The sequence below is a fragment of the Colwellia sp. 6_MG-2023 genome (genome assembly GCF_030547765.1).
Classification (GTDB): Bacteria; Pseudomonadota; Gammaproteobacteria; order Enterobacterales; family Alteromonadaceae; genus Colwellia.
Map to the genome: position 1 here is coordinate 1 of NZ_JAUOPP010000001.1, position 13,305 is coordinate 13,305.

Below are 13,305 nucleotides of genomic sequence, written 5' to 3' on the forward strand. Positions count from 1 at the left end.
TTAAGCCTGCCGCCAGCGTTCAATCTGAGCCATGATCAAACTCTTCAATTAAAAATCGTTTGTGTAACCTCACCATTATTACCTAAGTAAAAGTGATGTGTTACTGCTCAATGAATTCTGTCGTGATACCAGCAAAGCTGATATCGCATTACATAGTCGCTACCTATCTCGCTAGAAATAAGTAACTATATTTATTTGCATGAACATCATTCATTAAGCGTTTTTTTTGTTCCGCTTCCCTAAGAAAGAAGAACTATGTAAAAACAAGTTAATGTGAGTATTCACACAAATTGCATGATAACTAATTGTTAAAGAAGATATCGAGTAACTAGGTTAGTCGATATAGATGAGAGTCGCATTCGCTCTTCACCTAACAAATTAAGCTGAACTATTTTCTAGCTTAACCCGTGTTGCTCGTTGCTGTTGCCCCGAAGCAGGATGCGTATCATACGCTTCCGAGTTTTAATGTCAACATTTTATTTTGATATTTTTAAAAGTTTTTGCAAACTCTTAAACACTTCATTACTTAAATCAAAAGTAAACGTTAAGTTAACTATTTAGCATTAAATGAAAGTAGATAACTTATTAAAACAGCCCATTGATGATTCGTTTTGCCTGAACCCCTTGGAACTGGAGCGCATTGTAGAGATTTTATTTCTACCGTCAACTATTATTTATCAAAAAGTTCAATTATTTGTTTAAGTGCTCAACAATGATACAAAGCTTATTGATATTGCCGTTTAAACAAACAATACCTCTGCTCTTCATCAAATAATAAAACCTATACAAGAGCAGCTATTTATCTTCTTCAACCATTTTTTACTTCATTTATTAAGTTACCAATAGTTTTATGCTATTTTGCCTATAGCTTTTACTAAATTTTATTTAAGGTATTTTATGTCTACTGCTAATTTAAGAACATACAATGGGATATCCCCTACTCTAGGCCATACTAATTATATTGACTCTAGCTCAGTACTTGTTGGCGATATAACCTTAGGCGCTGATGTAAGTATTTGGCCATTAGTGGCTGCGCGTGGCGATGTAAACCGAATTACTATAGGCGCCAGAACTAATGTTCAAGATGGTAGCGTTCTGCATGTAACTCGTAAAAGCGAACATAACCCAAATGGAAATCCGCTCATAATTGGTGAAGATGTAACTATTGGCCATAAATGTATGTTGCATGGTTGTACTTTAGGCAATCGTATTTTAGTAGGTATGGGAGCTATCATTATGGATGGTGCTGTTGTGCAAGATGATGTATTTATTGGTGCCGGTAGTTTAGTGCCTCCGAATAAAACCTTAGTTAGTGGTTACCTATATATGGGGAACCCGATAAAGCAGGCAAGAAAATTAAAAGAAAGTGAAGCTGATTTTCTAAAAAAATCAGCTGAAAATTACGTCGAGTTGAAAAATGACTACTTAAATCAAAATAATTAGAGTTTGCTCAATGATTTGATGACTCACTATACTTATAAACAGCGTTTAATGAGTCATCATATTTTAATATGAATATCACTTCCCTCTAGTTCATTTTTCTCTAACCAGAGCTCAGCAACTTCTTCTAAGTCGTACTTTGTACAATCATCAATAGCTTTTAATTTTTCAAGTTCTGCAGAATGAAAATATATTGTCACTTTTTGCCCTGATGCCTGACCCGTAAAACACCATGCACACTCTTCTACACTAAAAGAGAAGTCATCATTAAATAATATTGCTTGGTTCAAAATTTACTCCTATGAAAAAGATGATTTTAATTTCACAATAACAGAATCAACATTTGGCTTTATCCCTCTCCAAATGTAAAAACTTTCCGCAGCTTGGCCTACAAGCATTCCTAATCCATCAATAACTTGCTTAGCCTTTAATTCTGTTGCTTTTTGCAAAAAAGGGGTAAGTTCCTTGCCATAAGTCATATCGTAGCAAACACTATTTTCAGTAATAAGTTTTTCAGCTATCGGCAACCCTGCCCCAGTTAAACCAGCAGACGTCGCATTAATAATGACATCAAACTCTTGTTCATTTGCTTCTTCAAAGGAGCAAGCAGAAAGAGGTTGATTTGTATATTGTTCAACAATCGCTTGAGCTTTAGAAACTGTTCTATTAGCAATAGTTAAACTTTTTGGAATTTGATTCAATAAGGGTAACACTACCCCTTTTGAAGCGCCGCCAGCACCGAGTAATAATATTCGACTATTTTTAAGACACACATTATGAGCTAGTAAGTCATTCACTAAACCAATACCGTCAGTAGTATCTCCATAAATCTTACCGTTTTTAAAGGTTAACGTATTAACCGCACCAGAGAATTTTGCATGCTCAGTTAACTCATCACACATCGCCATTGCTTGTTCTTTGAATGGTGCTGTCACATTAGCGCCCTTACCACCAAGAGCAATGAACTCAGTTACAGCTTGATGAAAACCATCTTGTTCAGCAAATTGAGTTTCATAATTCAGTACTTGGTTAGTTGCTTGTGCGAATGATTGATGAATGAAAGGTGAACGAGATTGTTTAATGGGATTACCAAAAACACGATATTGATCCATAATGTTAGCCCTATAAAAATAATATTCGTAGCCTAACCGAATTGTTATTTTAAGAACACAAAAAAGCAGTAATAAATTACTGCTTTTAAATTATATTCTATTACTAATATGATTAAAATTTATAACCAAGCATCACTGAATATACCATTGGGTTAATATCAACTGCTGCACTACCACTTCCTGATAATCCTGCATCTAATGGATCAGACAAATCAAACTTAGCATCTGTTTCAATATCGATATAGCGCGCTGAAATATTCAGCGACCAATTTTCATCAAGTTCGTAATCCATACCCACTTGAACTGACAAGCCAAAAGAGTTATCTAGTTCGAGTTCACTAAACCCTGCAGCTCTCGGTGTTGATGTGAATTTCTCATCAAAGAAAATAGTATAATTAATACCTGCACCAATATAAGGTTTAAAAGCAGTTCCTGTATCAAAATAATATAATGCACTTAACGTTGGTGGTAAATGAGTAACCTCAGCAAGAGTAGCACCATTAAGATCAATACCATAAACTGAACTTGTAACACCATCAGGATCTTGTAACTTAACATCATGAGTAAATGGTGTAGCCGCAAGTAGCTCAATTGCCCAGTTACTGTCAAAAAAGTAAACTAGGTTCAAACCAAGTTGAGTATTATCATCAACAGTAAGAGATAGTGGTGTAAGTGCGCCATCTAATGCTACACCAGCTGAACCAGAATCTGGAGAAACCATAGTTGCACCACCACGAACGATTATATCGCCAGCTTGGTTAGCTAAAGATGGTAAAGAAAGTGATAATAATGCGATTGCTAATATAGAATGTTTCATGTTTTTATGTCCTTAAATTAATTAGGGACATAATAATCCTACCGCCAACAAAAACCTTGATCTCAGACAATGTTTTTTAGTGAAAAAACAAAAGTGATTTTAAAGTTGATTTCGATCAAGTATTTACTCTAATTATGGCCATTATCTAGGCTAAAAGTTGCTCTTTTTCATTCATTATTAATACCGTTGCTTTTATTAACCTTATTAAATATGGCTTCATTATCAACTCAGGTTATAATACTTGAATATAGTGATATAAAACCTCTTACGTTATTACCCATCAATATGTTTAGTAAACTTAAAAGAATAATTTCCATGGTCACAAAATCAAACAATCATAATGTACAAGAAAATAGCTTATATCAACTTATTGGTGGAGAGTCAGGTACTCGTAATTTGGCTGAAGCATTCTATGATGAAATGGAAACTAATATTCATTTACAAGAATTATTAGCCATTCATAAACAACCGTTAGACAATATCAGACAGAAGTTTTTTGAATTCCTTTCTGGTTGGTTAGGTGGGCCTAGATTATTTGAACAAAAATATGGTCATCCACAGTTAAGAGCAAGACATATGCCTTTTCAGGTAACTAAAAAGCAACGTGATTTGTGGATGCTATGTATGAATAACGCAATGAAAAAAGTGATTGACGATAAAGAAATTGAGCAACACCTAAGACAAGCCTTTGATCAAATGGCGTCACATATGGTCAATTGCTAATAAAATTGTACAGTTCGTTTAATGTGATTATAGATGAAAGGCTACCCCTTTAAAAAATAGCCATAACCATTTAATGCACTAAAAAAATTAAACACTCTCTCGAGTTCTAACAACTACGCTCTGAATGTTTCACCCGTTAACGCATCAATAATCGTTGACGGTTGTGTAAACCCTAACGTTTTACCTTTAATGATAAAATCTATTTTTGATGCTAATTCTGCATTTTTTTCTAACGCTTGCCACGTCATTGCGGGTTCACTTCCTGAAAGGTTTGCACTGGTTGAAATAATAGGTTTGTTCGTTTGCTTACATAATGCAACAACATCTGGTTGATCTGTCACTCTAACAGCGATGGTATTGAACTTTCCTGTTAGCCAAGTAGCTGTATTATTATTTTTAGGCACAACTTGTGTGATTCCATTAGGCCACCTAGATAAAACGGTATACCTTTTATCAGGAGGGATAAGATCATCATTAATATAAGGTAATAATTGCGAATAATTAGCCGCAAGTAAAATAAGGCCCTTCTCAACAGGTCTATTTTTCAACGCTAATAATTTTTCAACCGCCTGTTCATTGTCGGGATCACAACCCAAACCAAATACAGCTTCAGTTGGATAAGCAATAATACCTCCACTCAAAAACACATCTACAACAGATATTTCGTCCACAATACGCTCTTTCAATAAACTACTATGCTGCAATCTTAACAAAGTGAGCTATAGAACACCTAATAGCAATTTCAATAAATTGAGATTCGGTGTTCACATTATATTGATGAGTTGAGCATAATTAAAATTTGTATGGTGTTACAATAGAATTTGCAAAGAAAACTTCATTATTCCGTATTACGTGAAACAAGGTTATAATAAAAGGCTTCTTTATTAATCTTGTTCATTTAGCTAGAACATTATACTTTTTCAAAAGGCGCAAATTCATGACAGTGGGTATTATCATGGGGTCAAAATCAGATTGGCCAACAATGCAACATGCAGCAGAAATGCTTGATCTATTAGGTGTAAAATATGAAACCAAAGTGGTTTCAGCTCACCGTACTCCTCATTTGTTAGCTGAATACGCTGAAAGTGCTAAAGACAGAGGCATTAAAGTTATTATTGGTGGCGCTGGCGGCGCTGCTCACCTACCAGGCATGACGGCCGCATATACTTGCTTACCAGTGCTTGGAGTTCCAGTTCAATCTAAAGCGCTTAATGGGCAAGACTCATTATTATCTATTGTACAAATGCCTAAAGGTATAGCCGTAGGTACTTTAGCTATAGGTACCGCTGGTGCAGCCAACGCAGGTTTACTTGCAGCTCAAATAATTGGTACGTTTGATGAAAAAATTCAACAAAATATTGAAGAATTTAGAAAAAATCAAACACAAACTATTTTAAATAACCCAAACCCAGCAGAATAAGCATCCATAATGAAAAAAGTTCTTGTACTTGGTGCCGGCCAACTCGCTCGTATGATGGAGTTAGCAGGCACACCTTTAAATTTAGATGTGAAAGCATTTGATGTAAGAAGCCTTAAAGTCGTTCAACCTATTAGCCCCGAGCACATTTATGGAGATTTAGCACAAGGAATTACTAATGCTGAAGTTATCACCGCTGAATTTGAACATGTTGCACATGACACACTCGCTGAATGCGAGCGCTCAAATAAACTATTTCCAAGTAGCAATGCAATAAAAATAGGTGGTGATAGACGCTTAGAAAAAGCACTACTTGAGTCATGCAATGTTGCTAATGCAAAGCATTACTTTATTCAAACGAAAGAAGACTTTACTGCAGCTTTAGCATCATTAACGTTACCAGTTATTTTTAAAAGTGCTTTAGAAGGTTACGACGGTAAAGGTCAATGGCGCTTAAAATCAATAGAAGACGCAGATAATATCTGGCAAGACATGGAGAACTTTCTCAAGTCATCCACAACGTCTGTCAAACAAGGTATTGTTGCGGAACAAATGATCAGCTTTGACCGAGAAGTTTCTCTTATTGGAGTACGCAGCAGAAGTGGTGATGTTGCTGCTTACCCTTTAACGGAGAATCATCATACACAAGGTGTATTGAGTGTATCTGTTGCCGCGAAAGTTGATGAAACATTACAAAATCAAGCCGCGCAGGTTTTTAAAGCCATATCCGATGAACTAAATTATGTTGGTGTGCTAGCTATAGAATTTTTCCAAGTGGGTAATCAACTACTCGTGAATGAAATAGCGCCACGCGTTCATAACTCAGGACATTGGACTCAACAAGGTGCAGATACTTGTCAGTTTGAAAATCACTTAAGAGCAATTTGCGACTTACCATTAGGTAGCACAGCGTTAGTTCGACCAACGGCTATGGTTAACATCATTGGTGAAGATACTGTTTCTAACGAAGTATTATCGATTCCAAGCGTTACTATTCATTGGTATAACAAAGGTAAACGTGCTGGTCGTAAAATGGGTCATATTAACGTAAGTGGTGAGAATGAATTCGTGCTAGCGCAACGCTTAAGCGCGTTATCAAAGCTATTGTCGCCATCAGCATTCCCTGATCTAAATGACTTTTCGACTAGCTACCTTAATAAACATAGTTAAGCACTCATAATTAAACATCAGTATTATTAATGATGTTTAACTAAAAAAGACGCTAATTAGCGTCTTTTTTATGATGTTATCGTTTGCATTGCTGAGCACTTTTTACTAGCGCATTGATACTTGACGCCTGCAGCCATATTTCGTTTTAATAATAGAGGATAGTCGCATTGCTGACATGTTCCTACTACTGGTTCAAAATTAACAATAAACTTGCATTTGGGATAAGCATCACACGAATAAAACTTTTTACCAAAGCGGCTCGTCTTTTCTTTAATTAAACCTTTTTTACAGCTAGGACAAGATATATCAGCTAATTCATTAGGTTCATCATGCTCGATATAATCACAATCAGGAAAGTTACTACAGCCGATAAACATGCCATATCGACCTTGTTTTACAGCTAAATTATGATTGCATTTAGGACATTCGCTACCTTGAAGAATTTTATCTTCAACACGTTCATTTTCAACAACGGGCCTAGTGTAAGCACAACTAGGATAATTAACACACCCCAAAAAAGGTCCACTTTTACCATGCTTAATAGAAAGTTCAGAGCCACATTCTGGGCACACTTGATATTCTTTCTCTAAAGCATGTTCGTGATGGGAGAATAAAGGATTATCTGACTTGGACATTGTCTGTTGATCTATAGCCGCTATTTACATAACAAGATAAGCTATTATGTCATAATTGTTGTTTAAACAATATGCCAACATTAACTGACTTAATAAATAAGCCAGTTAATAGTAATAGCATTTAATGTAAAGGGCCTTCCTGCTCTTCAAAAATCAGCTCTTCCATTTGTGAATAAGCATTTTCTTGACCAGGAACATTGAAAAGCACCATTAAAATAACCCATTTCAGATCATCGATAGAGAAATGATTAGTGTCGAGTTCCATAACTCTATCAATCACCATTTCACGTGTTGTAAAATCTAAAACATTTACTTGCTCTAAAAATAAAATAAAGCCTCGACTTTCTGTATCGAGAAATTGCATTTCATCTTCAGTATAAATACGAAAAGATTTATTACCGACACGTGTTAAGTAAGGATATGCATCAGAATCTTGTAAAGCGCTGAGTTTTTCTAACCAATTAAGCGCCTTGTATATCTCATCTTGATGAAAACCTGCTCGAGTCAATTCATCTGTCAATATGTCATGATCAACCATGACTTCGGCTTCACTATGTATATAATTTTCAAACAAATACATTAAAATATCGAACATAACTAGCCCCTTATTCCTTATGATTATTATTTATGTAATCTAAGGTAGCCTCCGGGTACTGCAGCTACCAGACCATTCAACTCTAATATTGTTAACCGAGTTAGCACTTCTTCAACAGGTAGCTTACTTCTTGAAACTACTTTGTCTACAGGCGTAATTTCAAATCCCACACTAGCCAACAATTCATCAACAAACAAGTCCTTATTTAAGCTTTTTCCATCTATTTCTTCATTTATATTTAATTGGGGTTTATGTTGTGGTTTCAATTGTAAATCAAAATTATTAATAAACGCTAACTCATCTATTATATCGGCCGATTCCTCTACAAGTTTAGCGCCTTGTTTAATTAACCAGTGACACCCTTTTGCTTGAGGGTTATTAATGCCACTAGGTATTGAAAAAATATCACGATTTTGCTCTAAAGCACAACGAGCGGTAATAAGTGAACCACTTTGTAAAGCTGCCTCTACAACTAGCACTCCCACACTTAAACCACTAATAATTCTATTTCGTTTGGGAAAGTGCCCAGGCTTAGGTAAAGTTCCTGGTAAAAATTCGCTAATGATAGCCCCATCTTTTTCAAGAATATTAGCAGCGAGATCTCGATGCCTTGAGGGGTAAATATTATCGAGCCCGGTAGCAACTACAGCAATAGTACTTGCACAATTTGTTAACGCGCCTTTATGCGCCGCAGCATCAATACCTAAAGCTAAGCCGCTAGTGATAACTATACCACTTTCAACCAATTGTCGTGCTATTTCAAAAGCCGTCTCTCGACCATTGATACTCGCAGAGCGACTACCAACAATAGCCAATTGAGTTTCGTTTAATAGTTTTGCATTACCTTGTACAAAAAGCACTAAAGGTGGATCGTAAATTTGTTTAAGCAACTGTGGATAGACAGGATCATCAAAGACAATTATTTCGCTGTGACAATTCTTGCTATTACGAATAATATCATCAATTTTGTGCCAATCAGGTTGATAAAACGAAGCGAGTTGCTTTGCTGTTAAACTATTGGCTGATGTGAAACTGGGATTTTTTTTTGCTGAAGATGAAAAAAGCGCAGTTAAACCATAAGATTCAACTAGCGCTAATTTTTTATGAATAGCTAATCGTGATACCAGCTTTAAAGCTAACCAATAATGAATTTTGCTTTTTTGCATTTGTCTTCTCCCTAAGACACATACCTTTAATACAAAACTTTATAGTGCACCTTATTATGGCGCAGTAATGACATCATTCAAACGAGCTGGTTTTTCTGTTTTCAATATTAATGCCATACTTACTTGTTGATAAACTTTAAAAACCATCAACTCCCCTAAATACTCTTCAGGCATTTTATAGCTTGAACCATTAGGTGTTAACAAACGATCCCACAAAGGCGCTTCATCTGTATATTCAGGTCCTGATCTTGTTTTTACTACACTTGGACTTAAGCGCTTTATCGCCATAACGTCACCAATAGTGACGTTATGCTCAAAGCCACGATTAAGCATCACTACTTCTAACTTGCCAAACTCACGACCATTACTTGTCGCTTTAATAATAGATCCACGAAATGATTCATCAGCAGCTTTCATAGTAAAGACTGAAGGAAACATTTGCCCTTCATGTACCGGAACAACATAATCACCCGAGCGTATTTCACGTTTGGCAGTACTCACTTTAAGTGTTGCTGGCGTGTTATCTTCTATATTACCGCTATCAATTGCCTGGCCTGTAGCAACTAAGTCAACATAAAAGCCTAATAATTTATCAGTTTCAGGATCAATAATCTCTTCACCCTTATTATAAATAGCATATGTTTTTGATAGGGATAGATTTTTATTAACATATACATTAAAGCCATTAATACTTGATCGATAACCTTCATCACTGCCTATCACATAAGGAAATTGCGCTAGCTGCTCTGCACTAAATAAATGGTCATAGTTAATATATGGCGCTATTACTTTTAAAGGCAATAACTGGATAGCAGAGTCTTCTTTATTTATATGCCTGATTTTCGGCGACCATTTATAACTTGGTTTACTTTTATTTGTTTGAAGGAATAACTGCGGTTCACCATTTTCATCAAATATTAACGAGATTATGTCACCAGGATAAATTAAATGCGGATTTTTTATTTCAGGATTTAAACGCCAAAGTTTAGGCCAAAGCCATGGCTGATTGAGAAAAACAGATGAAATATCCCAAAGCGTATCACCCTTCTTTACGACATAAGTCGTTGGTGCATCATCATTAATCTTTAATTTTTCTGCGAGTGAAATAAAAGGACATGCAAACAACGTAAGTATTAACATTATTTTTTTTAGCATGTGACTCGTTCCTTTATTATGGTTTTTCATGCTTTTATAGAAATGCTGTATTATTAATTGCTATAATGTTAAACATAACACTCTAAAAGCATTATCGCTAATTCTTTTATCAAACATTTGTAAGCTTATGACTATTTTAACTGTATTACGTTTTCCAGATCCTCGTTTAAAAACAAAGGCTAAGCCTGTAAGTAAAATTACAGACGAAACTTTAACCATTATAGATAACATGTTAGAAACCATGTATGACGAAAAGGGAGTTGGCTTAGCAGCCACTCAAGTTGATATTCATCAACGTATCGTTGTAATGGATGTTTCTGAAAATGGTGACCAACCCATTGTATTAATAAACCCAGAAATCATCAGTAAAGGCGAAGAAACAATAGTAAATGAAGAGGGCTGCTTATCCGTCCCTGGCATTTATGCAAAAGTTAATCGCCATACAACTTGCACCGTGAAAGCTTTAAATCGCGATGGTGAAGAATTTACACTTGATGGTGAAGAATTATTAAGCATTTGTATTCAGCACGAACTTGATCATCTGAATGGTATTTTATTTGTCGATTATTTATCGCCACTCAAGCGTCAGCGTATCAAATCAAAGCTAGAAAAAGAAGAACGTTTAGATAAAGCCAACGCTTAACTTTTACCTTTAGGAAATACCTTTGTTAAAGCCATTAAATATCATCTTCGCTGGAACACCCGACTTTGCTGCGCAACATTTAGCAGCCCTTATTAATAGCCAACATAATGTTGTTGCTGTTTATTGCCCGCCAGATAAACCTGCCGGACGTGGTAAAAAATTAACTGCTTGTGCTACTAAGTTATTAGCTCTTGAAAATAACTTACCCATTGAGCAACCCGTTAATTTCAAAGAACTCAGTTCTCAACAACAATTAGCACAATATAATGCTGATGTTATGGTAGTGGTCGCATATGGCCTATTACTGCCTGAAATAATTCTAACAACACCACATTTAGGTTGTATTAATGTACACGGCTCATTACTACCTAAATGGCGAGGCGCTGCACCTATTCAACGTTCATTAGAGGCTGGCGATCCAAAAACGGGTGTTACCATTATGCAAATGGATAAAGGGCTAGATACCGGTGATATGATCTTAACAGCTGAATGTACCATTGAAAATAATGATACCAGTGCAAGCCTTTATGAGAAATTAGCTCAACTTGGCCCAACTGCATTAATTGATACCTTAGCGTTAATGACTACAGGTACGCATAAAGCTATCACGCAAAATAATGCTCTAGCTACCTATGCACATAAATTAGATAAAAACGAAGCAGAAATAAACTGGAATTTAACAGCAGATGAATTAGATCGAAAGATTCGTGCTTATATTCCTTGGCCTGTAGCACAATTTACATTTACTGATAACTCTGAAAGTAACAAACAACATCGCATTCGAATTTGGCAAGCATCTGTTAAAGAAATGAAGGTAACACAACCAGCTGGTAGCATTATATCTGTAGATAAAGAAGGAATTGTTGTCGCCACAGCTAAAGGCGCCATTTGTTTAGAGGTTTTACAGTTACCAAATAAAAAAGCCTTGCCAATTAAAGATATATTAAACGGTCGAGCTGATTGGTTCACCGTAGGTGCTAAGATCAACGGTACTGATACTAACAGTGTTGTGCGCTAAATGACGACTACAGCCCCCAAACAACAGAATCAAAAGCCAGTTAACATTCGAGCATTAGCAGCTAAATGCTGTTATAGCGTTATTGATCAAGGACGTAGTTTAGGTGATGAACTCCCAAAACAGCAAGACAAAGCGTTAGCGAAAGATAAAGGCTTATTACAAGAAATTTGTTATGGCGTAATGCGCTACTTACCTGAGTTAGAAAATGATGTTCGTGGCTTAATGCAAAAACCCTTAACGGGAAAACAACGTGTATTTCATTTTCTATTATTAGTTGGTGTATATCAGATAAAATATATGCGTATTCCCGATCATGCGGCTGTAAGTGAAACTGTAGCAGCAACAGGTACGCTTAAAAATCGTCATATGAAAGCATTAGTAAATGCTGTTTTACGTAATTTTGTTCGTGCTACAGAAAAAAGCACAGCAACTGAATCTACAATACCTGATTCAACACTTCCTATTTCAATACAATACAACCACCCAAGCTGGTTTATTAAAAAAGTACAAGAAGCTTATCCTGATAAGTGGCAACAAATACTTACCTCAAACCAGCAAAAGCCGCCGATGTGGTTGAGAGCAAATCAGCGCTGTCACGATAGTGCAAGTTATCAAAAACTATTAGCCGAGGAAGAAATATCAATTAATTCTGTTGAGCCATTAAGCCAAGGTATCGAACTTACACACCCTATTGATGTGTTAAAGCTACCAGGCTTTGAACAAGGTTGGATATCAGTACAAGATGGCGCGGCTCAGCAAGCTGCACGTTTATTAGACTGTAAACCAGGTGATGTAGTACTCGACTCTTGTGCAGCACCCGGTGGGAAAACTTGCCATATATTAGAGCAATATCCTGAAATAGCGTCAATGACCGCAATTGACATAGAAGCTAGCCGTTTAGTCAGAGTACAAGAAAACCTTGCACGTTTAAACTTAGAAGCGACAGTTATTGCTGCCGATGCTGCCGATGCAAAAACATGGTGGCAAGGACAATATTTTGACCGTATTTTATTAGATGTACCTTGTTCGGCAACAGGTGTAATTCGTCGCCACCCTGATATAAAGTGGTTACGCAAGGCAAGTGACATTGACGCGTTAGTTATTTTACAGCAGCAAATTTTAAAAGAAACATGGTCTTTACTGAAACCTGGTGGTACTTTACTTTATGCTACTTGTAGTATTTTACCGCAAGAAAATAACGAACAGATAGAACACTTTATTAAAAATAATACTGATGCAAAATTAATTCCTATTGATTGTGAGCAAAATCAAGCTAAAGGAACTATCGGTTGGCAATTATTGCCTGGTGAAAATAATATGGATGGTTTTTATTACGCTAAACTATTAAAAGTAGAAGCTTAATAAAATTATTCTATATTTAAAACACACAAGCTAATTTGAGAAAAACAACAAT

Annotated in this window: 15 protein-coding genes; 7 read left to right on the top strand and 8 right to left on the bottom strand. The window is 35.9% G+C overall.

The features are described 5' to 3' along the window. The first annotated feature begins 897 nt into the window (after positions 1–897). Positions 898–1,443, top strand: a complete 546-nt coding sequence (locus tag Q4503_RS00005; protein WP_215971608.1) for a gamma carbonic anhydrase family protein — start codon at positions 898–900, stop codon at positions 1,441–1,443. Positions 1,444–1,499: 56 nt separating this feature from the next. Here the strand turns inward: Q4503_RS00005 and Q4503_RS00010 are convergent, their stop codons facing one another. The 3 genes from Q4503_RS00010 to Q4503_RS00020 all read right to left on the bottom strand — a co-directional run bounded on the left by Q4503_RS00010 (position 1,500) and on the right by Q4503_RS00020 (position 3,369). Then, on the bottom strand, positions 1,500–1,730 hold the full coding sequence (locus tag Q4503_RS00010) for a hypothetical protein (protein WP_215971609.1): 231 nt from the start codon (positions 1,728–1,730) through the stop codon (positions 1,500–1,502). Between the two features lie 9 nt (positions 1,731–1,739). After that, positions 1,740–2,552 (bottom strand): shikimate dehydrogenase, encoded by an 813-nt coding sequence (gene aroE, locus Q4503_RS00015; RefSeq protein ID WP_215971610.1) that lies wholly within the window; start codon positions 2,550–2,552, stop codon positions 1,740–1,742. 112 nt (positions 2,553–2,664) lie between these two features. Then, on the bottom strand, positions 2,665–3,369 hold the full coding sequence (locus tag Q4503_RS00020; protein ID WP_215971611.1) for an OmpW family protein: 705 nt from the start codon (positions 3,367–3,369) through the stop codon (positions 2,665–2,667). Positions 3,370–3,684: 315 nt separating this feature from the next. On the opposite strand from Q4503_RS00020, the gene Q4503_RS00025 reads away from it, so the two are divergent. Then, entirely contained in the window at positions 3,685–4,092 is a 408-nt protein-coding gene (locus Q4503_RS00025; protein WP_215971612.1) for a group II truncated hemoglobin, read from the top strand. A 113-nt stretch (positions 4,093–4,205) separates the two neighbouring features. Here Q4503_RS00025 and Q4503_RS00030 read toward each other — a convergent pair whose 3' ends face one another. After that, on the bottom strand, positions 4,206–4,763 hold the full coding sequence (locus Q4503_RS00030; protein WP_215971613.1) for a Sua5/YciO/YrdC/YwlC family protein: 558 nt from the start codon (positions 4,761–4,763) through the stop codon (positions 4,206–4,208). 266 nt (positions 4,764–5,029) lie between these two features. Between Q4503_RS00030 and purE the strand changes: the two genes are divergently transcribed. Together purE and Q4503_RS00040 are read left to right on the top strand one after the other, a co-directional pair. Continuing rightward, on the top strand, positions 5,030–5,512 hold the full coding sequence (gene purE / locus Q4503_RS00035) for a 5-(carboxyamino)imidazole ribonucleotide mutase (protein ID WP_215971614.1): 483 nt from the start codon (positions 5,030–5,032) through the stop codon (positions 5,510–5,512). 9 nt (positions 5,513–5,521) lie between these two features. Then, positions 5,522–6,679 carry a 5-(carboxyamino)imidazole ribonucleotide synthase gene (locus tag Q4503_RS00040; protein ID WP_215971615.1) on the top strand — a complete coding sequence of 386 codons (1,158 nt, stop codon included), beginning with the start codon at positions 5,522–5,524 and terminating at the stop codon, positions 6,677–6,679. Between the two features lie 68 nt (positions 6,680–6,747). Here the strand turns inward: Q4503_RS00040 and Q4503_RS00045 are convergent, their stop codons facing one another. The 4 genes from Q4503_RS00045 to Q4503_RS00060 all read right to left on the bottom strand — a co-directional run bounded on the left by Q4503_RS00045 (position 6,748) and on the right by Q4503_RS00060 (position 10,230). After that, a complete protein-coding gene (locus Q4503_RS00045) occupies positions 6,748–7,314 on the bottom strand; it encodes a type I DNA topoisomerase (RefSeq protein WP_303601062.1) in 567 nt (188 codons plus the stop codon). Between the two features lie 121 nt (positions 7,315–7,435). Beyond that, positions 7,436–7,909, bottom strand: coding sequence for a DUF494 family protein (locus Q4503_RS00050; RefSeq protein WP_215971617.1), 474 nt, complete (start codon positions 7,907–7,909; stop codon positions 7,436–7,438). 26 nt (positions 7,910–7,935) lie between these two features. Next, on the bottom strand, positions 7,936–9,075 hold the full coding sequence (gene dprA / locus Q4503_RS00055) for a DNA-processing protein DprA (protein ID WP_303601063.1): 1,140 nt from the start codon (positions 9,073–9,075) through the stop codon (positions 7,936–7,938). A 54-nt stretch (positions 9,076–9,129) separates the two neighbouring features. Next, positions 9,130–10,230: a LysM peptidoglycan-binding domain-containing protein gene (locus Q4503_RS00060; protein WP_215971619.1), complete on the bottom strand. Its 1,101-nt coding sequence runs from the start codon at positions 10,228–10,230 to the stop codon at positions 9,130–9,132. A 127-nt stretch (positions 10,231–10,357) separates the two neighbouring features. On the opposite strand from Q4503_RS00060, the gene def reads away from it, so the two are divergent. Genes def through rsmB form a run of 3 tightly spaced genes read left to right on the top strand, consistent with a single transcriptional unit; the run spans position 10,358 to position 13,253 of the window. Next, positions 10,358–10,873, top strand: a complete 516-nt coding sequence (gene def, locus Q4503_RS00065; protein WP_215971620.1) for a peptide deformylase — start codon at positions 10,358–10,360, stop codon at positions 10,871–10,873. Between the two features lie 22 nt (positions 10,874–10,895). Next, positions 10,896–11,891, top strand: a complete 996-nt coding sequence (fmt, locus tag Q4503_RS00070; protein ID WP_303601064.1) for a methionyl-tRNA formyltransferase — start codon at positions 10,896–10,898, stop codon at positions 11,889–11,891. Beyond that, positions 11,892–13,253 carry a 16S rRNA (cytosine(967)-C(5))-methyltransferase RsmB gene (rsmB, locus tag Q4503_RS00075; protein ID WP_303601065.1) on the top strand — a complete coding sequence of 454 codons (1,362 nt, stop codon included), beginning with the start codon at positions 11,892–11,894 and terminating at the stop codon, positions 13,251–13,253. Positions 13,254–13,305: the final 52 nt, after the last annotated feature.

What these genes read in the sequence shown, in the direction of transcription:
- Q4503_RS00005 (WP_215971608.1), top strand. Translation starts at nt 898, where the DNA reads ATGTCTACTGCTAATTTAAGAACATACAATGGGATATCCCCTACTCTA.
- aroE (WP_215971610.1), bottom strand. Translation starts at nt 2,552, where the DNA reads ATGGATCAATATCGTGTTTTTGGTAATCCCATTAAACAATCTCGTTCA.
- Q4503_RS00020 (WP_215971611.1), bottom strand. Translation starts at nt 3,369, where the DNA reads ATGAAACATTCTATATTAGCAATCGCATTATTATCACTTTCTTTACCA.
- Q4503_RS00025 (WP_215971612.1), top strand. Translation starts at nt 3,685, where the DNA reads ATGGTCACAAAATCAAACAATCATAATGTACAAGAAAATAGCTTATAT.
- purE (WP_215971614.1), top strand. Translation starts at nt 5,030, where the DNA reads ATGACAGTGGGTATTATCATGGGGTCAAAATCAGATTGGCCAACAATG.
- Q4503_RS00040 (WP_215971615.1), top strand. Translation starts at nt 5,522, where the DNA reads ATGAAAAAAGTTCTTGTACTTGGTGCCGGCCAACTCGCTCGTATGATG.
- Q4503_RS00045 (WP_303601062.1), bottom strand. Translation starts at nt 7,314, where the DNA reads ATGTCCAAGTCAGATAATCCTTTATTCTCCCATCACGAACATGCTTTA.
- Q4503_RS00050 (WP_215971617.1), bottom strand. Translation starts at nt 7,909, where the DNA reads ATGTTCGATATTTTAATGTATTTGTTTGAAAATTATATACATAGTGAA.
- dprA (WP_303601063.1), bottom strand. Translation starts at nt 9,075, where the DNA reads ATGCAAAAAAGCAAAATTCATTATTGGTTAGCTTTAAAGCTGGTATCA.
- Q4503_RS00060 (WP_215971619.1), bottom strand. Translation starts at nt 10,230, where the DNA reads ATGCTAAAAAAAATAATGTTAATACTTACGTTGTTTGCATGTCCTTTT.
- def (WP_215971620.1), top strand. Translation starts at nt 10,358, where the DNA reads ATGACTATTTTAACTGTATTACGTTTTCCAGATCCTCGTTTAAAAACA.
- rsmB (WP_303601065.1), top strand. Translation starts at nt 11,892, where the DNA reads ATGACGACTACAGCCCCCAAACAACAGAATCAAAAGCCAGTTAACATT.